The following is a 24680-nucleotide window of genomic DNA, read 5'->3' on the forward strand; positions in this document are numbered from 1 at the left end:
ATGATTACTTTATGACACAGCCCCATCACCCAATTCAAGGCGCTAGCTGGATGCTAACCGCCGGGTTGGCATTCGCTATTGTGAACAGCCTAGCTCAAGTAGCCAGTATCAATTTCGGTTTACCTTCGACAACTGTCGCGTTCATTCAATATGCTATCGCCTTGGTGGTCATCTTGCCCTACCTAAGAACCTTAGGTATTCGCCAATCACTTCGAACAAACAACTTAAAGCAACATGTGCTGCGTGTATTCCTTTCAGTCATTGGTATTCAGCTTTGGTTATGGGCGCTCGCTTACCCAGTTCCTATCTGGCAAGGCATCGCTTTACTAATGACCTCGCCACTATTTGCGACGATTGGCTCTGGTATTTTTCTAAAAGAAAAAGTAGGAGTTGCACGCTGGGGAGCAACGCTTGCTGGATTTATAGGGGCGATGATCATTCTTGAACCTTGGGCTGACGATTTCAGCTGGGCAACTCTTCTTCCCGTCGGTGCCGCGTTCTTTTGGGCCTGCTATTCATTAATGGTAAAACGCTTGTCTTCATCTGATGGGCCTTCAACCATGGTTGTTTATTTGCTTCTACTGATCACTCCTTTCAATATACTGCTTGCAGTCCCTGACTGGCAGACGCCAAGCGGTTCAACCATTTGGCTTGTATTAATTGGCGCTGGGTGTATGACGGCACTGGCTCAGTGGGCCATCGTTAAAGCGTACTCGGTCGCCGATGCTTCTTTTGTGCAACCTTTCGACCATGCGAAGTTACCTTTGAATGTACTTGCTGGTTGGGTCGTATTTAGCTGGGTGCCGCCGGGTAGGCTTTGGTTAGGGGCAGCAATCATCATCGCTTCTGTTGCGTTTATCACTCAATGGGAAACAAAAAAATCCACAAAGGTGAAATAATTTTCCCCACGACCCGTTCTTGTATTTTAAGAGAACAGAATTGAGGCACAACAAATGACAAAACCGATCAAACTTACTTTATATCGTTGGGGTGGAAGCTGGGGGCCATTCAAGGTCAATATTCCTTGCGGTGAATGCACATTAACCAAAGATATCCTTCAAGACACTTTCGATAATGAACTAGCAGGCGTTCCAATTGAACTTGAAGTAAAAGATTGGTTATCTCATTGGTGGGAACCGTTAAAATTGGGAGCGTGGCACGCACCTATACTTGTTGTCGAAGGCAAAGTCGTAAGCCAAGGGGAAGCGCTAAACCGAGGTGTACTTGTTCAGTCTGTTATCAAAGAGTGGGCTGAGCGAGATACTTTGAAAGGCAACATTGTATATGGAAAGGCCACCTGCCCATTCTGTGTTAAAGCGAAAAATATGCTAGATGAAGCCGGCATTCAATACGACTACTATGATGTGGTTAAAGACAGCGCGGCTCTTTATCGAATGATTCCAGAAGTAAAAGCAATCATAGGTCAAAAGACACCTGTCACCGTACCTCAGATTTGGCTTGATGGTAAGTATATCGGAGGATCAGATAACCTTTCATCATGGATGAAAGAGCATGGCCTTGATTCGATACCAGATAATGTCGTGGACTTGTCTAATCAAAACGCTGGTTAGCGCCCAACACTCACTCAATTCTTAAATTTTGGTTCCATCCAAAAGTAACAAAGCCCTAAAGAGCAATCTTAGGGCTTTGTTTTATATTCTTAATATGTTGCGTTTTACTTCGCCAACTTCTTCATCATTCTTTTCATGAACGAGACTTTTTTTGGCTTAGCTTTGCCATATAGTGCTTCGTGCATCATGTTTTTCGCAACAATTTGACCAACGTATGCATTGCCTAATTCGTAACTCATGACCTACTCCACTTGATGTAATAAATTTTCTTTATGAGAGTATGATACGCCTAATTAGGATAAAAACAAGATATAGATCACACATATCTGTAATTAAATTACAGATGGTAATAATAAAAAGTCAGCCTTAAAGGCTGACTTTTATTATTCAGTTAAAGCTAACTGCGTTTTGGTTGCTTATATGTTTTTCCAGCAGCCTGATACGTTTCTTTTTGCTTAACTTCAAACATGGACTCAAAAAACCACGCTGCAAACTTAATCAGATCATCGCCTTCATTCATTACGTGCTCAATGAACTCTTGCTCTTCACCTTGCTCATTCTCTTGAAGCGTTACGTGATAAATACGCTTTTCGCCTTCAACTTCTGCTAATGCAAACTGACCCGTTAGTGATTCAGCTGACTCAGATACTTCAGTGTCTTCGTACTTCTTCAATAACTCTAGAGCTTGGGGAAGGTTTTCTTGCTCACAAATCGTTTTAACGAGCGTTTCAAATTCACTATGCTGCATGATATCTACCTATAAAATTAACGTCCGCATTGTAGGTAACCCTTCTTCCAATTACAACGCTTGAGATGTAATGCGAGATTCCACTTTTCGAGTTGTTAAATACAGTACCACTCCCATCACAGTGCCTACCACAACATAGAAAACACCTAAGCTCACTTGGCCAGAGACCCAATATTGCACTAAATATCCACCTAACAAGCCAGCACCGCACATCTGCACAGAGCCAGACAACGCAGAAACCGCGCCAGCTTGTTTCTTATGTGGCTCTAACAACATACTTATTGACAGTGGGAAAGACATCCCTTGCCCAACCGTCAGCCAAGTAAAAGCCCAAAGTAAGTTAAATATACTGAGTGGGGTAACCATCAACCATATTCCCGACAGCAGCATTAATAGGATAGCCATCGTCATTACCTGAGGCGTACTGAACCGGCGGTTCAAAACATTCAAGGCAAGGCTTCCGATCATTAGACCGGCCGAAGGGATGATCATCAAAGATCCATATTCTGCAGCAGTTAAACCTAGCTTTTCTTGCATTAAAAAAGGGAAAACAGACAGCGACACCAATGCCGCTAAGTAACTCACCCAGTTATAGCTTGCACTACTGATCACTTGTTTATTGGTAATCAAAGTACCGTAATTACGAATCACACTTCCAAGCTGAAACTTGGACTTTTTATACGGTAGGGTTTCAGGAAGAATGAAGAACCCCAGAGCAAAAATAGCAAGTAAGTAAGCTAAAACGAAACCAAAGACAGCTTGCCACCCCAGGTGAAACGCAATCCACCCGCCAAAGACTGGAGCAATAATCGGCATTACCGACGCGGTGACAGCAATATAAGACAACGCTTTGGTTAAGTGAAAACCGTCATAACTGTCTCTTAGAACACTTCGTCCCAATACAGAAGCGCTTCCAGCGCCTAAGCCTTGTAGAAGACGACCAATCTCCAAAGCATTAGCCGAATCAGAGAAAGCAATACATACAATGGTACCGACCAGGTATATACCTTGCCCTATCAAGAAGACAGGCCTGCGACCAATAGCATCAGACATTGGCCCATACACAAGTTGAGAGAGTCCAAAACCAACGAGAAACAATGTGACCAAAAGTTGGACGTCGTTTTGAGTGATACCTAACTCCCCACTAATAAGCGGGAGTGATGGTAAGTAAATGCTCACACCAACTTGCCCCGTTGCGATGATCATCATTGCGAGCAATAGAGGGGCTTTTTTAAAAGCGTCAGCCTGAAAGGTTGTGTTTTTTGTTTGATTTTTATTCATGTGATCATCTTACATTCAAACCTCACAACTGATAATCGTGTAAAATGGAATTAGATTGCGTCCTAATAGGAAATAATAATGGATTGGATACTCAACGTTAGAACCTACGTGAAAGTCGTCGATGAAGGGAGCTTTAACGGCGCTGCTCGTAAACTCAATACCACCAGCTCGGCGATCAGTAAACGAATTCACTGGCTAGAAGATCGCATTGGCACTCAGCTACTCAAACGCACTACCCGCTCAATTAGTCAAACAGAAGCTGGGGCACTTTTTTACGAACGGGCAAAAGATCAACTTGATAGCTGGCAATCGGTGATTGATGAAACTCGCTCGGTGAACCAAACGCCTGCGGGGCTACTTAAGATTGGCGCAACCATCGCTGTTGGCTCTAAATTTCTTGTTCAGTACCTTGATGATTTCCTTGAACAATATCCAGATATCAAGATCCAATTGATCACGACGACACCAGGCCAATTACCCGCGTTAAGCTTAGACCTAGTACTGAGTCGAGAATTAGAGCAACTTAATTCACTCAGTTTTAAAAAGACCCCCTTGTTTGAGCATAAAGCCGGCTTCTACGCGTCCCCTGAGTACTTGGAAAAACACCAAGCGCCAGAGCGGGAAGAAGACCTTCAATCGCACAATGTACTGATATGGGGAGAGAGGCTAATTCGGGATGTTACGTTGACGAACGGCAAGCGCTTAACACTGACTGGAAACTTCTCAACGACAAATCCAGAAGCGCTATTTCACGCAGCAAAACGAGGAATGGGCGTACTACTGACAGTGCAAGCGATGATTAAAGACGAGCTTAAATTAGGAACATTAGTTCCATTATTACCTGAAATCACAGCGGATGAAGCCATGGTATACGCGTATTACCCCAAACTGGACTATCAACATACTAGAACCAAACTGTTTTTAGACTACCTAAAAACTCGCCTAAAAGAGAAGGCTCAACAAGAACAAATGTAATATCAGCCGAAAGGGTGACACAAGGCTTCAACCTTTGAATCTATTAGTATCCTAGAATTAGGAACTTAAAAAATTTATCGTTATTTAGATTGAAAATCACGCCATCATCAACAATAGTAAATAAGGTGCATATTACATAATAAACAGTGCATTCTCTTAGGCTTAAAATGGATCGAACCCTATGAAAAAATGTTCGGCTAATAATACTATTGATTTAGATACCATCAGTCACATCATACGACTAGATGGTCGAGATATGCTTGAGTCAGCGGTACTTACGTTACATAAAACTTTCAATACTTTCTGTACAAGTATTGTTGAAAAAAAGCGCTTTCAAAAACACATATCCCCTATCGCCTTTGCCCAGAACAACAAACTGAATCAAAACCTATCTGCACTACCTAAAAACATGCTCTGTAATGCAGATCGTGGCGAGAGTTGCCAATATTGCGCTTATACTGGCGACCTCTTTAGCCCTATTCCCAAAGAAGCTTTTACCAATAAAGTCACAGCATCCAATTATGTCGCAATTCCAATTCGCGCCCAGGATGGCGAAGTCATGGGGGTATTGTTCTCGACCTTTTCAGATCAGCTTAGCGAAGCTGAGCAACAAAGAATGGCATATTTCCACCAAATGTTCGCTGATCTCACTATTCATGCCTTAAAGGAACTTTGGTTTAGCGAACGTTCAGATCAACTGGTCAATCAACTCAGTTACGAAGTGTCTCATGACAGTTTAACTGGCTTGCTCAACCGCAGCTCGTTATCAGATACATTAGAATCAATTACTCAACAGTCAGATAAACCATTTACTTTAGCGTTTCTCGATATCGATAATTTCAAAAGTATCAATGACATAAACGGAAACTACATCGGTGATAAAATCATCAAATTCACCGCAGACAGCATACTCACAACAATTCCAGAACCGGAGTTAGCGTTTCGTATTGCAGGCGATGAATTTGCTTTTATCACCTATTCTGACGATCCCATCGCCATCTGCCATCAGATCTTACGTAAAGTCGAGCTGGGTTATAACGAGATCAATCGACACATCAATTTTAAAGTCAGCATTGGTATTGCCAGAGCCCAAGAAAATGCTAAAAATGTTGATAACCTGATCTTAAATACCAGCTTAGCGCTCAAAGATTGTAAGAAAAACCGTGATATTCAGATTCAATGTTACGACACCCACTTGAGCGCACAGTATCACCGTAAAAATCAACTTATCGACGCCATCCGCACCGAGTTGAGCAGCCCGATCACGGGCAACAATGAAGTCTATGTGGTAGTTCAACCTATTGTGTCTAATGGACAATCACAATGGGATTACTTTGAGGTTCTCACTCGTTGGAATAGCCCTGAACACGGGTTCGTATCACCTGTCGAGTTTATCCATGCGGCGGAACAATCTGGCTTGATTGTCGAACTCGGAGAGCGAATTATTGAGCTTGCGTGTATCGCAAAACAGCAGCTTGAAGAGGGCTTGGGTTACAAAGTAAAATTTGGCCTGAATTGCTCCGCCCACGAACTGAATGACTCGGCCCGTTACCTGAGGCATTTGACCAAGACCATAAAGAAGCATGGCTTCAAAGCTCACGAATTTGTTATTGAGCTAACCGAAACCGTGCTCCTAACTCAAGCTCAAGAAGTCCGTGAAGTCCTTTGCTCGCTTAGGAATATGGGATTTACCGTGGCACTCGACGATTTTGGCACCGGTTATTCTAGCCTGAATTACATTCATAGTTACCCCATTGACTGCATCAAAATCGACGCCACTTTTATACGTAACTTGCTAAGCAATGATACGTCTGAGAGTGTCGTTTGGCTGATCATAAAACTGGCACAACAATTAAAAGTAAAACTAGTAGCCGAAGGGGTCGAGCATCAAGAGGAGTTGGAAAAACTGCATGCCATGGGGTGCTCCCAAATCCAAGGTTACTATTATTCGAGACCGGAGAAACCAGAAATCATCATTAATAGCATCGTGCGTAATATTCAAGAACGGCGGGCATAAAAATCGCAAGCCATGGCTTGCGATTTTTAAAATTGGAAAGGAAGAATCAGCTCTGCTCTAGTTCTTTGGCTTTCAACAACTTATCGGCTTCATCTCGTAAAGCGAGGAATGAGGCCTTTTCCTTTTTAGGGACAGAGTTTGCCATCGGGATGTTCGCTTTCATTGCATCCACTGGGCGTCCTCGTTCGATCAATTCGTAATGCAAGTGAGGGCCAGTAACCCGACCTGTCTTGCCAGATAAACCGATCTTCTGGCCACGAGTCACTTTTTGCCCTTTGCGAACCAATATCTTACTCAGATGCAAGTACCGAGTTTTATAAGTACTACCATGTTGGATCACGACATAATTTCCCGCATACGGGTGTTTGCGAGTCATAACAACTTGCCCATCTCCCGTAGACATGACAGCAGTACCAATAGGCGTAGCGAAGTCGGTACCATTATGAGGCGCAACTCTACCAGTTACTGGGTGTAAACGCTTGGGGTTAAAGTGAGAACTCAAACGCCAATTACGGCTCACAGGGTAACGCTGAAATGCTCGCTGCAGGCTGTCACCATTGGCATCATAATATTGTCCATCGGTATGCAAATAGGCCGTTAGCTCACGATTTCGGTTAAATATCTTAATCGCTTCAATTTCGCGTTTACCCGTTGGAACACCATCGACAAATTGTTTCTTTTGTAACACTTCAAACTTATCTCCAGCACGTAAATCGCGGCTAAAGTTAAGTTTATCTTTAAGCAACGACACTACATGGTCTATCTCTACACTGCTTAAGCCCAGCTTATTGGCTGATGTAGAAAAACTTCCTTGAATCGTTCCAACTAGCGCTAACTGCTTCCAGTCACCCGGAATCGAGATATCTTCGTAAGCATAACTGCCATCATCTAGACGCTTATAAACCACTTTATCCGCAGCGTTAAACATCAGCTCCATCTTTAATAAATCACCCGTCACTTCATCACGCCAAAAACGCAGTTGGTTTCCAGGTTTTAAGGTGTCTAACGCGAGGTAGTTTAAGTCGGTTTCCATCACGTTCATCATCGATTGATACGAGAACCCGAGCTGCGTAAAAATACTGCTGAGGTTGTCGCCCGAACGGATTTCATATTCAAATGTCGGCGGATTAATAGGCGTGATAGTTGACGCCAGAATCGAATCAATGACTGTTGATTCAGGTAAATTAAGTTCTATCGTTTTTTGTAAACTCGAGTCTGAAGAGCTAATAGAAATACCAACGATAGCCACAAGAGGAAGACTAAAAGCCATCACCTTTTTTAATGGTGAAAGCTCAGCTATAGGAGAAGGTAAAAATTTTGAATACACAATAAACAGGTCTTTCTACTACAAAAAAACAAAGGATATGCTTTTCTAACGCATAAATCATCATCGCAGTGTCATAATATGACGTTTATCAGTATGTAAGAGTGACTTTCAATCACTTAGCTGATGTACAAAAAAGCCAGAAGCGAAAACGCCTCTGGCTCAATTTATCACTTTGCCTGCTTAGATTTACTGTACCGTGGACACTAAGCAGTTATCTTCACCAAATTCATTTGCGACATAGCTGTCCGCTTGCGCATCATTAACCCACTGTTGGTCATTAACCAGATAGCGGAATTGGAATTGGCTATCCTTTGGAAGGCGAGTTTTGAATTTGTACGTCTTGCCTTTGGCTAACCTTTTCATAGGTGTTGCTTTCCAATCTAAAAAGTCAGCGACGATAGCAACTGAAGTCGCTTCTTTAGCTTCTAACTCAAAGGTGACTTCTACTTCATCTTTCGTTTTAAAAAAACGTTTGTTGATCATGTTTTGCAAGCTCCATTTGTATAAATATGGCAGACACAAACCTTTTAGGCATGTCTAAATTTCAATCATCTAACAAAGATAATATGTAATTTAGTTCACATAAACAACAAAACATTGCATTCTATATAAATTTATTGCTCAACGATTTGTTGCTTATTAAAACCAACATTAAGCAAGACCTCTTCTGAAGGGGGTTCAGACATGGCTTGATTCGGTCCATGCTGTAAGTAAACCACTTCAACTCGCGAGTTATTTTCGAGCACTATATTCTGGATCTGAACCCTATCTCCCAAGAGTTCGCTGTCCGCCAAAATCATTCGACTACGCGACGAATCAAACTTAAACAGCGCCAAATAGTGGAACACGCCTGACCCTTGATTCGACACCGACATTGGACCTAAGAAAAGGGGTTGTCCTTCAATATCAACTCGCTTAAGCATCTTAGTATCTACGGTCACTACGCCTCTTTCAGCCCCCGAATCATAGCGGCCAGACGCTAAGTTTTGGCTTTTATCCAGGGTATCTATAAACGCAAAGGCATTATTTTCTGGTACTTGTATAGTCCAAGGGTTCGTCGCTTTAATACCAAAAACGGATACCACAACAGCATCGCTTTCGACTTGCGCGGAAGGAAACTTAGCCAGTATTTCTTCGTCAGTCAGGCTAAACCGATATATACCAGCGATCGTCACGATCACCAGCAGTACAATCGGGATTAATAAGATGAGTGGGATAGGCAAAATTCTTTTTTTCATAGTCACTTACGCAATTCGATTCGAGTCCTTTTGTGCAGACCATAATGGGCTTTGATATAATAAGCAATAAGCGCCACAAAAATTACGAGAAGCGTATGGATACCAAAACAAGAATTTGTGAATGTCGCTGCGGTGCAGCTAGCCTGATTTGTAAAGGTGAACCTCAAAGAACTGCGGTGTGCCACTGCTTTGAATGCCAGAAGAGAACAGGCAGTGTTTTTGGCGTACAAGTCCGCTTTCTCGCCGAACAAGTCAGTTTACTGGGGGAAGTAAGCTCTTTCAGTCGGATCAGTGATTCCGGCAACGAAGTCTCTTATCAATTTTGCCCAAACTGTGGCACGACAATGCTATTGCAAGTTTCGGCATCCCCAGAGTCACTTGTTGTACCTTTAGGCTTATTCCAAGAACGAGATTTCCCAACACCGAGCTTTTCAATCTATGAAGAAAGAAAGCACGGCTGGGTAAAGTTTGATTGTCAGATGGAGCATTACGAATAGCGTGAATAGACATGGCTAAACTAACGGAATAAAACCCGCTTTCTCTTGCGTAAGATCAAACGAAACAAGCGTTATTCATTCGTTCTCTCATTTCACTAGCGTTATAATCGCGCTCCATTATTCACGGAGCGCTTTTTGATGATTTCTAAACTCCCTCGTTGGGTTGAGTATGGAGCATTCTTACTTACCGCTCTTGCAGGGTCCGTCAATGTGATTGGGCTCTTGAGCTTCCAACATCAGGCCATTTCACACGTATCTGGCACCATGACACTGTTAGGTAGTGAGCTATTATCTCCGTCGGCATCAACATTTCATCTGCTCCTCATCGTATTCAGCTTTCTGCTTGGGGCCGCATTCAGCGGGTTCTTTATTGAAAGTCAGGCGCTAAAGCTAGGTCGCCGCTATGGTATCGCTTTATGTATTGAGGGGAGTTTGCTCCTGTTTGCGCTCTACGCACTGATAAACGGTCACACTTGGGGCCAATACTTGGCGTCCGCGGCCTGCGGCCTACAGAATGCAATGATCACCACTTTCAGCGGCGCTGTCATTCGGACAACTCATATGACGGGTATCATCACCGATCTCGGCATCATGTTAGGTGCAAGGCTCAAAGGCGCACCCTTTGATAAAAGAAAGGCTAAACTGTTCACCTTTATACTACTAGGATTTATTTTTGGCGGTGCTCTGGGTGGCTCTGCTTACCTGCACTTTGGAATCACCTCTCTCCTATTCCCAGCAGGATTCGCTTTCTTCATCGCATTCAGCTATTGGCTATACTGGTTTTCAAGCAAAGCTCAGTTGGAACAAAAAGGTTAATTTATAAAAGCATTAGCAACAAAATGTAAACAGGTGTAACATACACAAAACATTCATCTATCAAGTGGAACTTTGACAGGATGAACATGGTGAATAAGTACCTCTATTTAATGAATAGTATTGCAATAACCATTCATTATAGGTAATCTTGCAACCACTGAGTAAATACGAATATTTAGTGAATAGATATGCCAAGGAATATGGCAACTTTTACTAGTAGTAATACGAGAATAATAATGCTTAACAATGCTAATGCTGCTGAAGCGCCAAACAAAGGTAGCTTCTGGGTTTTCCTAATTCCATCACTTATCGGTTTGTTTCTTTTCATGGCGCCTATCAGCTATGAAGGTGATCTTACTATCCCTGTTGCTATCCTAGCGAAGTCGATTCAAGCTCTCTTTGGCGATCACTTAGTTAGTATCATTGCAGCAATCATTGCATTTATGTCGGTGGCTTCCGTTTTATGCAAACTTTTCAAGCCCGCTTTTATCGAAAACAGTGCATTCTTAAAAGGTCTGTTTAACCCTTCTCCGCTTTGGCTAGCGGTGCGCCTTATTGGTGGCGCTGCTGTTATCATGACCGTGTTTCAAATCGGACCAAAAGCGATTTGGGAAGAAAACACTGGCGGTCTGGTTTTAGAAGGCTTACTTCCAACACTATTCTCTGTTTTTATTTTTGCAGGCTTGCTACTACCGCTTCTGCTTAATTTTGGTCTGCTTGAATTATTCGGTACATTGCTAAGCAAGATCATGCGTCCTATCTTCAACCTACCAGGGCGTAGTGCCATTGATTGTATGGCTTCGTGGTTAGGCGATGGCAGTGTGGGTATTTTGCTGACTAGCAAACAATATGAAAACAAATTCTACACTCAGCGTGAAGCGGCTGTTGTCGGTACAACCTTCTCTGCTGTTTCAATTACATTTAGCTTAGTGGTAATTGCTCAAGTAGAACTTGAACACCTGTTCTTACCTTTCTATGGCGCAATTTGTTTAGCCGGTATTGTGGCAGCAGTTGTAATTCCGCGTTTGCCACCTCTTAGCATGAAGAAAGACACGTTTATTGATGGAACAGCGCCAAGCAAAGATGCTGATGCTATTCCAGCCGGTCACTCTACGTTCTCTTGGGGTCTTGAACTAGCCGTTAAAAAAGCATCTCAAGTCAAATCTCCAAAAGCGGTATTTGGTGAAGGCGTTCGTAACGCTGTAGATATGGTGTTTGGCGTACTACCTGTTGTAATGGGTCTTGGTACCGTTGCACTGGTTGTTGCTGAATACACTTCGGTATTTTCGTTCCTAGGCCAGCCTTTCATTCCTTTCTTGGAACTTCTAGGTGTACCAGAAGCAGTAGCGGCATCAGAAACGATCGTGGTTGGTTTTGCAGATATGTTTATTCCTGCAATCTTAGCTGCATCAATTGACAACGAAATGACTCGATTCGTTATTGCAGCAATTTCAGTGACTCAGCTTATCTACATGTCTGAAGTCGGCGCTCTGCTACTAGGCAGTAAGATTCCAGTCAACATCGTAGAACTGTTTATCATTTTTATCCTTCGTACACTGATCACGCTACCCATTATTGCTGGTGTAGCACACTTGATCTTCTAAGTTCTTGTAAAGGTTAAAAATCAAACAAAGCCTCACATAAGTGGGGCTTTTTTATTATTAATGGAATTCGTAAACCCTACCTTTTAGCCACTTACAGCATTACTAGAAACATAATCACCAAATTTAATACAAAGCAGTTACATAAGCCCATTAAACCTATAACTTCCAGCCCAAACCATTCAAATTAACTATCCCAAAGACACCTTACATTAGAAATATCATTAATCATTTCATACAATAAACAATCGATATCACAATTTAGTTACACTTTAGTGTGTTTTGGGTTGAGATTAGAGGTAATGTATTCACTACGTACGGCGTGTTACGGAAATCTCATAAAGTTTACGCCATACTTACCGATACAAATAAAATCATAACAATAAGATATTCAAATTTATTCGCTGTGCATGAGAAAGGGGTTCTTTCATGAAGTTTAGTCACAAGGTAGTAGCAGCATCTTCTATCCTGCTTTTAATTACGATTTCGTTGCTGTCTATCCAGCAACTCTACACAGTACGAACTGCGGTAGAGAATCATGTCAATGCGAGTCTGACCGAAATGGTTAATGGTGTGAAAAACACCGTTGTATCAGAAATGTCAGCTAAAAAAGCGTTAGCGCAATCGACAACAGAAGTTATCGAAATCGCGCCTAACGATCACGACTACGTAAAAACTATTTTAGAAAAGCCAAAATTAAAAAATAGCTTCTTAGCCGTTGGTTTTGGCTATGAAAGCAATGGCTTCGTTATCGAAAACGATGATGGTTGGGAAGCGGGCCCTGACTACGACCCGCGTAAGCGCCCATGGTTCATCGACGCTAAATCGAAAAACGCTCTGGTTGTGACTGCGCCCTATGTCGACGTTTCCAGTAAGAACGTGATTATTTCAGTGGGCACACCAGTTAAAGACAATGGCCAATTTGTGGCTGGCATGTTCTACGACATGGAGTTGACTAACCTTGCGACATTAGTTAACCAAATCAACCTGTTCGATGCCGGTTACCTATTCCTAGTAACTGCCGACGGCACGACGATCGCTCACCCTGATTCGAAGAACAATGGTGAGAAACTAGCCAGTTACCTACCTAATGTTTCTATTTCAGAATCTAGCCAGAAAGTAGAGATGAATGGCAAAACCTTCATGGTTCGCTTCACTCATATCCCAAGCGAAGACTGGTATGTAGGCTCAATCATCGATGAAGCCATCGCATTTGAAGCCGTCAGCGACCTACGTAATAGCTCTATCATTTATACAGTAATTGCGTTAATTCTGAGTATCATCGCGCTAACAGTACTGATTCGTGCGCTAATGCGCCCGCTTGAAACACTGAACGATGCGATTCACGACGTGGCTTCAGGTCAAGGGGATTTAACGAAACGCTTAGATACCAATACCGACTACGAGTTCTCTCAATTAGCGAAAGGTTTCAACAAGTTTACTGAAACACTTCAAGGCCAGATCACTCAATCTAAGGCTATTGGTAAAGAGATCATGCGTGGCACCGAGATGACGGTAGTTGGCGCCCAAGAGTCAGCAAACGCGATGAGCACTCAGCTTCAAGAGCTAGAGCAACTGGCTACCGCAATGAACGAAATGGCTGTAACCGCAACGGAAGTGGCTAATAATGCTCAAGGCGCTGCCGCTGCGGCGAAAGACGCAGATGAAGCAACAATGGACGGCACTTCTGTCGTTGGGGATACAACCCAAGCGATCGACAACCTTTCGGCTCGAATCGATCAAGCCGTAGAAGAAGTTAAGGTGTTGGAATCTGCAACAGCTAACATCGAAACCATTCTTAAAGTAATCAACGATATCGCAGACCAAACCAACTTACTTGCACTTAACGCCGCTATTGAAGCAGCGCGTGCAGGGGAATCAGGCCGTGGCTTCGCCGTGGTAGCAGATGAAGTTCGAACCTTGGCACAACGTACTCAGCAATCCACCACTGAAATTCGCAGTATGATTGAACAATTGCAAGCTGGTGCGAGCTCGGTATCTACCGCGATGAATCAAAGTAAAGATACTGCGACAGAAGCCGTAGAGCGCGCTCAGCAAGCTAACACTTCATTAGAACGTATTCGTGACTCAATCCAACAAATTTCAGACATGAATATCCAAATTGCATCAGCGGCAGAAGAGCAAAGCTTGGTGGCGGAAGAGATCAATAACAACACAGTGAAGATCAAAGACCTATCAACTCAAGTGGCTAACTCAGCTGAAGAAGCAAACTCTGCCATGCAAATTCAAACCGATAATGTTCGAGAGCAGGACGCGATTTTGAACAAGTTCATCGTTTAACCATCTTCCTAGAGCACAGTAAAAGCGAGGGTCTATCCTCGCTTTTTTATTTCCTAAAACATTCTAACCGTAAGATTTTTTTGCCTATTAATTTCGCTTTCAACTGGATGAACTGGTTATTACTAACTATAAATTTATAAATAAATAAGAGAATAAACGTTAGGGACGACCATGAAATTCAGTCATAAGATTGTTGCAGCTTCTTCTGTACTTCTCCTTGTCACCGTTTCTTTGCTTACTGCTAAGCAATATTTCACCATGCAAAGTGAACTTAAAGAACAAGTCGAAGCCAGTGTTACCGAGATTGTAGATGGGGTAAGAAATACCGTAGCTTCTGTAATCAACGGCAAAAAAGATGTCGCAGCTTACGCGACCAGTATGCTAGAACTCGATCTCGCCCCAGATAAAATTCGCGATGTGATTTCAAGGCCAGTCGTGAAAGACGCCTTCATATTAGCTGGCGTAGGCTTCGAAAAAGATGGCTCACATATCGGTAACGATCCGACATGGAAACCTGGCGATTCATGGGATCCGAGAGTCCGCCCTTGGTATATCGATGCGAAGAACGCCAATAAACTCATCATTACGGCTCCCTATGCCGACTCAGCAACCAAAGAAATTTTGGTCTCCATTGCGACTCCTGTAAAAGACAACGGCCGATTCATCGGTGCTATCTTCTACGATGTAAGCCTTGGGAGCTTGGCTGAACTGGTGAACCAAGTGAAGCTGTTTGATGCAGGCTATGTCTTCATTGTTGCTGGTGACGGCACAACCATTGCCCACCCAGATAAGGAGAAAAACGGAAAACCATTACAAGATTACATGCCAAACATCAGCATTTTGGATCAGCCTCAGCAAGTTGTTTTGAATAACATTCCCTACACATTGGATTTTGCTGCAATTCCTGGCGAAGACTGGTACGTCGGTGTCATTCTTGATGAAGAAGTCGCTTACGCATCAATCAATGACCTAAAAAATAGCTCCATCATCTACACCATTATTTCATTGGTGATCAGTATAGCGATTCTACTTGTCTTGATTCGTACTCTAATGAGACCACTAGATATCCTCAATGAAGCGATTCAGGATGTGGCGAGTGGCGATGGTGACCTGACTCAAAGGCTAGATACCAACACCGACAAAGAATTTTCAGAATTGGCAGCGGGTTTCAATACGTTTACCGGCTCACTTCAACAACAGATCATTCAGTCTAAAGCGATTGGTGCCGAAATATTAAGAGGATCGGAATCCACTTCCATTGGCTTGCAAGAATCGTCAGAAGCAATGCGAGACCAACTGCATGAGCTAGAGCAACTGGCAACAGCAATGCACGAGATGGCGACCACTTCCTCTGATGTCGCGAACAATGCTCAAGGTGCAGCTTCTGCAGCAAAAGTGGCTGACGACGCTACTCAAGAGGGGACACAAGTGGTCACGGATACCACTACCGCAATTGATACGTTATCAAGCCGTATCGATGAAGCGGTCGAAGAAGTAAGAGCACTTGAAGGAGCAACCAGTAACATTGAGACCATCTTAAAAGTTATCAATGACATCGCCGATCAAACTAACTTGCTCGCCCTCAATGCGGCAATAGAGGCGGCTCGTGCAGGCGAATCTGGGCGAGGCTTTGCGGTAGTAGCCGACGAAGTAAGAACTTTGGCTCAACGTACCCAAGAATCAACCACAGAAATTAGAAATATGATTGAGCAGCTTCAAGCCGGCGCAAGCTCGGTAGCCAATGCCATGAATCAAAGTAAGACGACGGCGACCGATGCTGTCGATATGGCGCAACAGGCCAACACAGCTCTAGAACGTATTCGAGACTCTATCCAAGAAATCTCTGATATGAATATCCAAATCGCTTCTGCAGCTGAAGAACAAAGTCTCGTCGCAGAAGAAATCAATAACAACACAGTAAAAATCAAAGACCTTTCAGTTCAAGTGTCGGATGCTGCTGAAAACGCAAACTCCGCAATGCTGGTGCAAACAGAAAATGTGCGTGAACAAGATGCAATATTAAACAAATTCATTGTATAAACAGGGGTTGCAACACAATAAAAAGGGAGCACTGTGCTCCCTTTTTCTTATACCAACATCATGCTCGACATTGGTGGAATAGTAATCTCAAGACTATTGCCTTCTAAGAGGAACGCTCTTCCTCCCAACAAGTCTTGCACATTGCTATGCCATGGCAGAGAAGTTGACTGACTACGCTTGGACTTATTAATAATCACTAGCCCTTTTTTCCCTCGTGCGAACACCAGTAAATCGTCATTCGCCTCAACCACTTTCATCCTTTCGCCGTGAACATGGTTATGGAAAGCAATTTTCTTCTGCATGGCCTCCGTTTTCCATTGATTCATCCATCGTGGCGTTTTGTCTTTCCCAACAATACCACTGGTATCTAAATCGCTGTAAATTAACGGTACACCACCATCGCGCCCTAAAATATAGCTATACGCCAGTTGCTCATGCTCTTCATCCATCACATGCTCCAAGAACACATCATTATTTGGAATATCATGCGTAACGGCAAAAGTAATCGCTCGACGGTTAGACAAAGCTTGCCCAAAACAATACGGGTCAATGAGTGACGTAAAACTGCCTTTTTTGTCGAAAGCTTTGGCTATCGTAGTAAACAGTGGAAAATCATACGCCCCTAAACGGGTATGCTTTAAATATGGCTCTAGGAAGAGTTCATACTCTTCTTCCGTTGCTCCACCATCGGTAATGATCTCACCAAATATATGCATTTGTTCAGCAATATCATTGGTCCAAACCTTTTTAAGATGCTCGATGGACATGTGCTTTGCGGCATCAATACGAAAGCCTTTCACGCCGATTTTCTTTAGCGCTTTTAGATATTGTCGTTGTTGAGCCACGACACGCTCGTTATCACGTAACGTTGGTAAACCCGGATCGGTCGGCCCACCCGTGATACGACCATTTTGAACCTGCCATCTATCACGCCAATCTTCAATTCCAAACGCTTCTACAAAGTCATCTTCGGTAAATAACGGTTCACTGAGATCGCCAAACAGTGTCTGCTTTTCAAAGTAGTCTGATCGCGTTTGATAATCCTTTAAAATACTTTCATTCGGATAGGTTAAGTCACCTCGAATGCTTGATTCGTTCGCCATGTGATTGAACACCACATCAACATACGTTCGCAGGCCGTGTGCTTTTAGCACCCCAACCATTTCAGTGAAACTTTGCGTATTACCTAACTGGTTATCAATCACCCGATAATCTTGAGGTTGATAGCGTTGCCACCACTTCGTCCCTTCCGCATGACTCAATGACTTCATTGGAGGTGAAACAAGCACAGATTTATAGCCAAGTTGACTAATTGTTTCTGCTTGATCCTTTATGTCGACATACTGCCAATCAAAAGCGTGCAAAATAACATCGCTTGCCGCAGCGTTGAGCGCAACCGAGTATTCCATCGTAATCTCCTACCAAGCTACATAACACGAGCTTGTTCCATTGTAAGTATTAGGTATTGAGACAATTATAAAGAGTGTAAAGCGCAAGCAATCCCCCCTAAGCCGAATTATGTCGGTGGATATTTAAGGGCGTAGAAAAATTACCAAGCGGCATTCGGGATGATTATAGCGAAAATACCATCCCCTAATCCGCTGCGCTGAGCCTAATTATTGTTTGATCGCCAACCACCTACTAACACCAATACTAAAAAACCTCCAAGAAGGAGGCTTTTAGTAATGGTTGATAGCGAGGTTTAAGTTCTATAAAGCACTTTCACTACGTGCCAACCAAATTTTGTTTTGACTAAGTGTGGAACCAAAGTTTCACCAGAGAAACACACTTTATCGAATTGTGGCACCATCTGACCTTTCTTAAACTCGCCAAGGTCACCACCCTTCTTTCCTGAAGGACATGAAGAGTATTTCTTCGCAAGAGTCTGAAATTTAGCCCCTTTCTTAAGTTGCTTAATAATGTCTTCCGCTTGTTCTTTGTGTTTCACCAGAATGTGAAGTGCCGCTGCTGTTCTTGCCATGAGGGTTCTCTCAGTATTGCTATATCTCAGATTTTACCTCAAGAAGCCCACATATTCACTTAAATCACCTACCATTAAATGGCTCTAACCGAAACAAGACGTTAATAGTCACTTGATGGATAAGGTTATTCCCTTAAAATAGCATTTATAAGATCGCAAGCAGGACTTCCCATGGCTAGGACTAAAAGTAAAGCAAACCAATCGCAAGGCATGTTGATGTTTAAACTTTCCATCACGCAAAGTTTTGCCATTGGAACGCTGAAAGTAAGAGAGATTGTTCCGTATCAACCAACAACTCAAATACCCTATTCTCATCACCATGTGATTGGAACCGTAACCATTCGCAACCTTACCGTGCCAGTGATCGACATGTCTGCCGCTATCGGATTCAGAGCAATTGCACCAGAAGATTATCCAAAATGTACGTTGATCGTCACTGACTGTTTAAGAACGGTCGTCGCATTTCTAGTTCGCTCGATCGATAAGATCATTGAATGTGACTGGAAATCCATCGAGCCACCTCCAACTTCTGTCGGGACCAATGTCTTCGTTACAGGGATCACTCGCTATCAAGAGCGCATTGTACAAATGCTGGACGTAGAGCTGCTTCTGTCAAAAATTTACCCAGAATACGAATCGGCTCAAGTTCCAATGCTCACCGATATAGAACGTGAGCAGCTTAAAGCACTTAAGATCCTTCTCGTCGACGACTCATCAATCGCCAGAAAACAGCTTGCCGATGCTCTCGACAGCATCAACATCCCTTATCTCATTTGTAATAACGGCTTAGACGCCATTGAAATTATGCGTGAAGAAGCCGCACATAACCGCCCAATTGAGTTACTGGTAAGTGACATTGAAATGCCTGGACTAGATGGTTATGAGCTGGCGTTTGAAGTTCAGAATGATCCCGCATTGAATCAATCATATCGAATTTTGCACACTTCGCTTTCAAGTGAGATTTGTGTCGACCGAGCCCACCAAGTCGGAGCGCATGAAGCTCTTGAGAAGTTTAATGCGGGTGAGCTGATTGAAGCTATGCTGCGAGGGGCAAAAACACTAGAAGAAAGTGCAGTGACCAGCTAACCGCCTTACTTCGGCATTGTGTAGCTTTTACTGACAAACTCAATTTCTTCCACTTGATTCAATTGGTTCGTCAATGAAGCAAGTGCATAAAAAGTATTCGCGAGTAAATTCGCGTATTTAAACAAAATCGGGGCTGGTGACTTTTTGCCATGGCGCTCAATTTTCACCAAAGCCCTGACGACTTTTTTCGCTTGGCAACGGCATAAATGAAGCTGCGCAGAAACTTCATGCCCCCCGGGAAGAACAAAACCTTGAAACCCACCTTCAAGAGACTGCCTTAGACCATGGTAATCTTGCTTCAACTCGTCCAAATTTTCTTGTGTAATCGCCAGTTTCCCTCTGACTGAGCCATTCAGGTGATAAATAAACGGTTGTAAACGAGTAAGAATCTCACGAATGTGTTCATCTAAATCCATCGTCAGCAGTAGCCCAACCCGACAGCACAATTCATCGGACAATATCTCAAAATCACAAATCGGGCTGTCTTCATATATAAAGGGATAACAAAATTCGTCCCAATCTCGGCTTACAGGTTTCACTTTTGCTCCCTAATAATTCCAAAACACTCAATATATCAAACAGTAGTGATAGCATTCATCATAATTAAAAAAAGCCTCCACATTGGGAGGCTTTTTATTATTAGAATAGAATGCTATTCATTTGATACTTTTTTGTGGCCTTCTTGTAGGTGAACAAAATCAACTAAGTCATCTCCCGACACTTGGTATGCTTGACCAAAACCTTTCACGAATAGGCCGCTATCTGCCTTAAGGTTAAACAAAACAAAATCCTGAAGCTGGCTTAAACCGTCAATGATCTCCCCAAAGCGTTCTTGCATTTGACCAATCACTTGAGTCCATAGCTCAGTGTCACGCTCAACGACGCTTGCAACCGCATCAAAAGTTAAACGCTTACGCGCAAATAGTTGTTTTGAGCTGTCTTCATCTTCAATCATCATCAAAGAGACTTGAGGATTCGCCTCAAGATTACGAGCATGGCGAGCGATTTGAGAAATCAGTACAAAGTACCCTTCTTGGTTCTGTACAAACGGGGCGTAACTTACATTTGGACGGCCATTTTCGTCGACTGTCGCCAATTGAATAGTACGTCGCTCTTGACGAAACTCTTTAATTTCTGGACCTAGACGACCTTGAAGGCGTTCTTGCTTTACTTGTTGTTCCATTATTCTTCCCTATAAGAATTTTATTGTTATATTGATAAGTTAAGACTGGTATTGAGCTTGTAGCGCTTTAAATTTTTCCACTTGTTCAGGGATCAACTCGCGCTTTTCATTACGTCCTAAATAGATTTTGAAGATGTTCGAACCGCATTCACTAAAGAATCCAAAATAGTGACTTTCTCTCCCCATAAAAGGTTTACTGACTAGCGCAATTTTTTTTACATTATCAAGTTTAAGGTGCCCGTGTAGTTCACCTTCTTTGCCCATCAGGTTGTAATAACCACGCGCAACTTTCCCTTTTGGAAAAGGGGCTTTCACCTCAAAAATCGAGCCAAACGAATGCATGATAGTAGTCACTGGCCCCCAACCAACGATAGTCTCTAGGATTTGCTGAGCATGATCGCCGTCCAGAACTGATACCATTTCTCTTGGAAAAGCACATACAACGTCGGCTTCACTGACATCTAGCTGCTCCGCGATTGCGGCAGGCAGTAGCTTGGGTTCTTGTTCTAAAATGTCAGCAACCTGAGATTTCAGTAGGTCATTATTATTCGTCATTATTTGATTACTCATGGATTAGTGTCCGTTTACTTCATGCTTTAGTCTTGATTGATTCTGCGTAGATAACTCTGAATTCAGTACTTTGATTGCGGCTTGTGCCAAGCTAACCGCCCAGAAACTTCCTGCTAACGTAAGGGATAAATAATCTTCCGAAGCATCGACCAAGCCATTCACTTGCCATTGTTTAAAGAGCGGTTTAAGGAAGCTAAAAATATCTACCCCTTCATATAAAGGTAGGTCATAACGGCGGATCACTCCTGAATCAAAGCCAGCTTTTAGCGCAGCAAAAATAGGCTCCATTTGACTTTGACGAGTCATCATCATGACCGGAGTATCGCCCGATTTCATAGACTGCATATAGCTTTCTAGCGAACGATGCTGCATAAGCCCAATACCACCTATATTTCCCCCAGCCCCGCAACCAACGGGTAATACCTCGGCATAGGTTTTCGCTAAACTGTTGTACACACTGCGCTCTCGATTATCACGAGCCCAATGGTTAACACTTAGCTGCTTAATATGATGTTTGTTCATAAACGCCACACCAGCTTGGTACATGCTGGCTTTGTTAGGCGTTGTGGCCGGTGGAGGAATTCGTCCTTTCTCGACCAAATTCAACATAGGTGCATTCCCACCAACAACAAGTTGGTACAAATCTACGCCATGAGCACCGGTGGATAAGTAGTCTTCCAAGTCTTGTTCGAAAATATCTAGCGTTTGATATGGCAAGCCATAAAGCAAATCGAGAACGATAGGAGCTTGTTGGGTTTGACTTAATTCCGAAATCCGCTCCAATACGACTTCTCGATCATCTAAACGTTTTGCACTGCGCCTAACTTGAGTATTGAAGCTTTGAATGCCAAAAGAAAAGCGGTTAAAGCCACCGTCGATAGCTCGCTCAAACATCTCATCTGTAAAACGGTTAATGCGTCCTTCGAGCGTAATCTCGGCATCAGGTGCTAGCGGAAATAACTGATGAATAGCCAGCCCCAAACGGTGTATTTGTTCCGCAGATAAATCGGTAGGCGTCCCTCCTCCGATATAAACCGCATGAAAAGTTCCAGATTGTGCCCACGGTGTTGCTGCTTTTTGTTTCAACTCAACCATCAAAGCATCGAAATAATCGTCGACTAGCTTTCTACTTGCTGCATTCTGGAAGAAATTACAAAACGTACAACGCACACGACAGAAAGGTACGTGAATATATAGGCAACGCTTATCGCTTTTTTTACCTTCGGAGCTCAACAGATTTTCAAGAATTCGTTTCTGATCGCCTTGGGGAACAGGAGTTGCCATTCCACCAGCATGAGCGGAACGCTTTTGAGCGAAAGCAAAACGTAGCGGATCAGGCGTGGATGCACCCAAAATGGATTCATCAAATTTATAAATTTCTAGGGACATATAATTCTCTTTAACGCTTATACAACAAAGCCTGGAAGACTATTCGCTAAAATCTTCATCGATCATAATTACACGCTAATGATAATGCAATTGATAATTGATCTTATTTGCATTCTAAGCAATAATCCTGTCCCATCTCGTTGGTTAAAATAGGATTAAATTGTGAATGTACCTAGGTATGTGATAGCAGGGGGAGCCTCTATTGCCTTGCACGCTGCGCTATTATTTGTCGCTCAAGAAAGCAAAGTTTTCGCGATGCCTGCTGGTTCACAATCAAACTCTGTTTCCATAAATTTTGTATCGTCAGCGCCTGCTATCGAATCTACTTCCCAAAGTGAACCTGAACCCGTTCAGCCAGAACCTATTGTGGAGAAGAAACCTACACCAGAGCCACCAGCTCAACAGGAAGTCGCGCCCCCGGTCAAAGCCAAATCAGTCAAACACGCACCGCTACCGCCTAAAAGTGCCGTGAAGCCAAAGCAAAAAGCTCGGCCAAAACCTGAACGACCTAAGACCCAAAAACCGGAACCGAAGAAAAAAGAGTTAGAGCCGAAGCCTGAAGCCAAAAAGAAAGAGCCGACGGAGACGGTGAAAAAGCCATCACAAGTGGCACAGCGACAAGCTCCACCAAAGGAAGTCAATCAAGGGGTAAGCAGTACTCCGGTCTTAGTGAACAAGCCTAGCTTTGCGGCAAGGCCTTCACCGCCCCGTTACCCAAGAATAGCTCGTAAACGAGGTATTCAAGGTGTTGCTACCTATGAAATTTGGCTCGATGAAAGTGGGAATCAAACAAAGCAAGCATTAGTCAGCTCGTCAGGCGCTCTCATGCTAGACAAAGCAGCACTCGATGCGATTAAAAAATGGAAATTTTCAGCCCATACCGTTAACGGCAAAGCTATAGCTCACCGAATTCAAATACCAGTTCGTTTTAAATTGGATTAATCATGGAACAACTAAACAACTTGCAAGAACAATTAGGCTTAATGACTTGGCCACTTCTTATCTGCTCGGCATTAACCGTCATGATCATCACGGAACGCATTTTCCAAGTTTTATTGTGTCTCGGGGGGAGCCGAGGAGGCATTCGCAAACAGCTAGACACCATTTCACCGAGTCGTAGCCAAGATATCGATACTATGGCGGAATCGATGAAGGGTAAGCGCCCGCTTATCTTTAAAGGGGTTGCGATGGTATTAGCCCATCACTCATTTTCAAAAGCATTGCGAGAAGACGCTGCAGCTATCTGGCTTCAAGAAAAACGCCATCAACTTCATTCCGGTTTAAAGTTGCTTGCTCTAATTGGCGTGATCAGCCCTCTTATTGGCCTACTTGGAACCGTACTTGGCCTAATTGAAATGTTTAAAGGCGTCGCGGCTTCAACCGGTAACATTACGCCGAATGATCTTGCGGAAGGTCTGGGACTTGCAATGCGCACAACTGCGGTCGGCTTGATGATCGCACTTCCTGCAATCGCAGGGTCTCAACTTCTGGGGCTGTGGGCAGATCGTCTAATTGCTAAGTTAGAACATGCGCTTAACTTCTCTAACCTGTGGTTAGAAGGTATGGAAATAACTCAGAAACCAACCGTTAAAGCACCTTCTGAAATCGCTGCCAATGAGCAATCCGCATGATTAAAGTTTCTCAGCAAACCAGCCACTCATCTGCCGTCGATTTAACTCCGTTACTCGACATTATATTCATTGTAATGGTGTTTCTAATGCTGACCGCTTCGATTCGCTTAGATTCATTGGAAGTCGATCTGCCAAGCACTGAAACTCCAGCCGTTTCGGAAATCGATCACCAGTCAATCACCGTGAATATTTTAGACAGAGAGCCCTACTGGGCCATCAACAGTAAAGAATACATCGACTGGGATAACTTCAAGCTCGCTCTACTAGAACAAGTTAAGTCGGGTGACGACAGTCCTATCGTCATCGGAGCCGACAAGAAAGCGAGTGTCGAACACCTAGTAAAATTGCTTTCTTTCTTACAAGACAATTCGATCCCTGCTACTCAATTACTAACTCAAGAGCAATAAGCCGCCTCTTGAATAACAATA

25 protein-coding genes are annotated in these 24680 nt (G+C 43.2%); 13 read left to right on the forward strand and 12 right to left on the reverse strand.

From position 1 onward, the window contains the following. Nucleotides 1–11: 11 nt before the first annotated feature. The gene (locus tag ACHUFI_RS00600) at nucleotides 12–899 is read left to right on the forward strand and encodes a DMT family transporter (RefSeq protein WP_394246143.1); all 888 of its coding nucleotides are present in this window, start codon (nucleotides 12–14) and stop codon (nucleotides 897–899) included. Nucleotides 900–953: 54 nt separating this feature from the next. Continuing rightward, on the forward strand, nucleotides 954–1571 hold the full coding sequence (locus ACHUFI_RS00605) for a glutaredoxin domain-containing protein (protein ID WP_394246145.1): 618 nt from the start codon (nucleotides 954–956) through the stop codon (nucleotides 1569–1571). A gap of 104 nt (nucleotides 1572–1675) precedes the next feature. Here ACHUFI_RS00605 and ACHUFI_RS00610 read toward each other — a convergent pair whose 3' ends face one another. From ACHUFI_RS00610 to ACHUFI_RS00620, 3 genes are all read right to left on the reverse strand, one after another. Next, complete coding sequence (locus tag ACHUFI_RS00610) at nucleotides 1676–1810, reverse strand: hypothetical protein (RefSeq protein ID WP_394246147.1); 135 nt, start codon at nucleotides 1808–1810, stop codon at nucleotides 1676–1678. A 158-nt stretch (nucleotides 1811–1968) separates the two neighbouring features. After that, on the reverse strand, nucleotides 1969–2319 hold the full coding sequence (locus ACHUFI_RS00615; RefSeq protein ID WP_394246148.1) for a hypothetical protein: 351 nt from the start codon (nucleotides 2317–2319) through the stop codon (nucleotides 1969–1971). A 51-nt stretch (nucleotides 2320–2370) separates the two neighbouring features. Continuing rightward, nucleotides 2371–3600: a multidrug effflux MFS transporter gene (locus tag ACHUFI_RS00620; protein WP_394246150.1), complete on the reverse strand. Its 1230-nt coding sequence runs from the start codon at nucleotides 3598–3600 to the stop codon at nucleotides 2371–2373. A gap of 78 nt (nucleotides 3601–3678) precedes the next feature. Here ACHUFI_RS00620 and ACHUFI_RS00625 point away from each other — a divergent pair, with 78 nt between their 5' ends. Together ACHUFI_RS00625 and ACHUFI_RS00630 are read left to right on the forward strand one after the other, a co-directional pair. Next, nucleotides 3679–4575, forward strand: coding sequence for a LysR family transcriptional regulator (locus ACHUFI_RS00625; RefSeq protein ID WP_394246151.1), 897 nt, complete (start codon nucleotides 3679–3681; stop codon nucleotides 4573–4575). 181 nt (nucleotides 4576–4756) lie between these two features. Continuing rightward, nucleotides 4757–6592 carry a putative bifunctional diguanylate cyclase/phosphodiesterase gene (locus tag ACHUFI_RS00630; RefSeq protein ID WP_394246153.1) on the forward strand — a complete coding sequence of 612 codons (1836 nt, stop codon included), beginning with the start codon at nucleotides 4757–4759 and terminating at the stop codon, nucleotides 6590–6592. 46 nt (nucleotides 6593–6638) lie between these two features. Here the strand turns inward: ACHUFI_RS00630 and ACHUFI_RS00635 are convergent, their stop codons facing one another. The 3 genes from ACHUFI_RS00635 to ACHUFI_RS00645 form a co-directional block, all read right to left on the reverse strand. Continuing rightward, nucleotides 6639–7919 (reverse strand): peptidoglycan DD-metalloendopeptidase family protein, encoded by a 1281-nt coding sequence (locus tag ACHUFI_RS00635; RefSeq protein ID WP_394246154.1) that lies wholly within the window; start codon nucleotides 7917–7919, stop codon nucleotides 6639–6641. Between the two features lie 186 nt (nucleotides 7920–8105). Beyond that, nucleotides 8106–8402 carry an isoamylase early set domain-containing protein gene (locus ACHUFI_RS00640; RefSeq protein ID WP_394246155.1) on the reverse strand — a complete coding sequence of 99 codons (297 nt, stop codon included), beginning with the start codon at nucleotides 8400–8402 and terminating at the stop codon, nucleotides 8106–8108. Nucleotides 8403–8533: 131 nt separating this feature from the next. After that, complete coding sequence (locus tag ACHUFI_RS00645; protein WP_394246157.1) at nucleotides 8534–9157, reverse strand: hypothetical protein; 624 nt, start codon at nucleotides 9155–9157, stop codon at nucleotides 8534–8536. A 32-nt stretch (nucleotides 9158–9189) separates the two neighbouring features. Between ACHUFI_RS00645 and ACHUFI_RS00650 the strand changes: the two genes are divergently transcribed. The 5 genes from ACHUFI_RS00650 to ACHUFI_RS00670 all read left to right on the forward strand — a co-directional run bounded on the left by ACHUFI_RS00650 (nucleotide 9190) and on the right by ACHUFI_RS00670 (nucleotide 16412). Then, a complete protein-coding gene (locus ACHUFI_RS00650; protein ID WP_394246159.1) occupies nucleotides 9190–9654 on the forward strand; it encodes a GFA family protein in 465 nt (154 codons plus the stop codon). A gap of 138 nt (nucleotides 9655–9792) precedes the next feature. Continuing rightward, complete coding sequence (locus ACHUFI_RS00655; protein WP_394246161.1) at nucleotides 9793–10470, forward strand: YoaK family protein; 678 nt, start codon at nucleotides 9793–9795, stop codon at nucleotides 10468–10470. A gap of 236 nt (nucleotides 10471–10706) precedes the next feature. Further along, the gene (locus ACHUFI_RS00660) at nucleotides 10707–12074 is read left to right on the forward strand and encodes a YjiH family protein (RefSeq protein WP_394246162.1); all 1368 of its coding nucleotides are present in this window, start codon (nucleotides 10707–10709) and stop codon (nucleotides 12072–12074) included. 426 nt (nucleotides 12075–12500) lie between these two features. Further along, complete coding sequence (locus tag ACHUFI_RS00665) at nucleotides 12501–14372, forward strand: methyl-accepting chemotaxis protein (protein ID WP_394246163.1); 1872 nt, start codon at nucleotides 12501–12503, stop codon at nucleotides 14370–14372. A 171-nt stretch (nucleotides 14373–14543) separates the two neighbouring features. After that, nucleotides 14544–16412, forward strand: a complete 1869-nt coding sequence (locus ACHUFI_RS00670) for a methyl-accepting chemotaxis protein (RefSeq protein WP_394246164.1) — start codon at nucleotides 14544–14546, stop codon at nucleotides 16410–16412. Nucleotides 16413–16459: 47 nt separating this feature from the next. Here ACHUFI_RS00670 and ACHUFI_RS00675 read toward each other — a convergent pair whose 3' ends face one another. Next, nucleotides 16460–17821 carry an alpha-amylase family protein gene (locus ACHUFI_RS00675; RefSeq protein ID WP_394246166.1) on the reverse strand — a complete coding sequence of 454 codons (1362 nt, stop codon included), beginning with the start codon at nucleotides 17819–17821 and terminating at the stop codon, nucleotides 16460–16462. Nucleotides 17822–18114: 293 nt separating this feature from the next. Beyond that, nucleotides 18115–18393 carry a peptidylprolyl isomerase PpiC gene (ppiC, locus tag ACHUFI_RS00680; protein WP_394246168.1) on the reverse strand — a complete coding sequence of 93 codons (279 nt, stop codon included), beginning with the start codon at nucleotides 18391–18393 and terminating at the stop codon, nucleotides 18115–18117. A 171-nt stretch (nucleotides 18394–18564) separates the two neighbouring features. Here ppiC and ACHUFI_RS00685 point away from each other — a divergent pair, with 171 nt between their 5' ends. Beyond that, nucleotides 18565–19479, forward strand: a complete 915-nt coding sequence (locus tag ACHUFI_RS00685) for a chemotaxis protein (protein ID WP_394246170.1) — start codon at nucleotides 18565–18567, stop codon at nucleotides 19477–19479. Nucleotides 19480–19484: 5 nt separating this feature from the next. Here the strand turns inward: ACHUFI_RS00685 and ACHUFI_RS00690 are convergent, their stop codons facing one another. The 4 genes from ACHUFI_RS00690 to hutW all read right to left on the reverse strand — a co-directional run bounded on the left by ACHUFI_RS00690 (nucleotide 19485) and on the right by hutW (nucleotide 22621). Beyond that, the gene (locus tag ACHUFI_RS00690; RefSeq protein WP_394246171.1) at nucleotides 19485–20018 is read right to left on the reverse strand and encodes an ATP:cob(I)alamin adenosyltransferase; all 534 of its coding nucleotides are present in this window, start codon (nucleotides 20016–20018) and stop codon (nucleotides 19485–19487) included. A 113-nt stretch (nucleotides 20019–20131) separates the two neighbouring features. After that, nucleotides 20132–20662 (reverse strand): heme utilization protein HutZ, encoded by a 531-nt coding sequence (gene hutZ, locus ACHUFI_RS00695; protein WP_394246173.1) that lies wholly within the window; start codon nucleotides 20660–20662, stop codon nucleotides 20132–20134. 39 nt (nucleotides 20663–20701) lie between these two features. Then, on the reverse strand, nucleotides 20702–21217 hold the full coding sequence (gene hutX / locus ACHUFI_RS00700; RefSeq protein ID WP_394246938.1) for a heme utilization cystosolic carrier protein HutX: 516 nt from the start codon (nucleotides 21215–21217) through the stop codon (nucleotides 20702–20704). A gap of 18 nt (nucleotides 21218–21235) precedes the next feature. After that, nucleotides 21236–22621, reverse strand: a complete 1386-nt coding sequence (gene hutW / locus ACHUFI_RS00705) for a heme anaerobic degradation radical SAM methyltransferase ChuW/HutW (protein WP_394246175.1) — start codon at nucleotides 22619–22621, stop codon at nucleotides 21236–21238. A gap of 162 nt (nucleotides 22622–22783) precedes the next feature. Between hutW and ACHUFI_RS00710 the strand changes: the two genes are divergently transcribed. Genes ACHUFI_RS00710 through ACHUFI_RS00720 form a run of 3 tightly spaced genes read left to right on the forward strand, consistent with a single transcriptional unit; the run spans nucleotide 22784 to nucleotide 24659 of the window. Further along, nucleotides 22784–23563, forward strand: a complete 780-nt coding sequence (locus ACHUFI_RS00710; RefSeq protein ID WP_394246176.1) for an energy transducer TonB — start codon at nucleotides 22784–22786, stop codon at nucleotides 23561–23563. Between the two features lie 2 nt (nucleotides 23564–23565). After that, the gene (locus ACHUFI_RS00715; protein WP_394246178.1) at nucleotides 23566–24252 is read left to right on the forward strand and encodes a MotA/TolQ/ExbB proton channel family protein; all 687 of its coding nucleotides are present in this window, start codon (nucleotides 23566–23568) and stop codon (nucleotides 24250–24252) included. After that, nucleotides 24249–24659: an ExbD/TolR family protein gene (locus ACHUFI_RS00720; protein ID WP_394246180.1), complete on the forward strand. Its 411-nt coding sequence runs from the start codon at nucleotides 24249–24251 to the stop codon at nucleotides 24657–24659. The genes ACHUFI_RS00715 and ACHUFI_RS00720 overlap by 4 nt, the downstream gene beginning before the upstream one ends. The last annotated feature ends 21 nt before the right edge of the window (nucleotides 24660–24680 follow it).

It is taken from the genome of Vibrio profundi (genome assembly GCF_043642225.1).
Classification (GTDB): Bacteria; Pseudomonadota; Gammaproteobacteria; order Enterobacterales; family Vibrionaceae; genus Vibrio; species Vibrio profundi_A.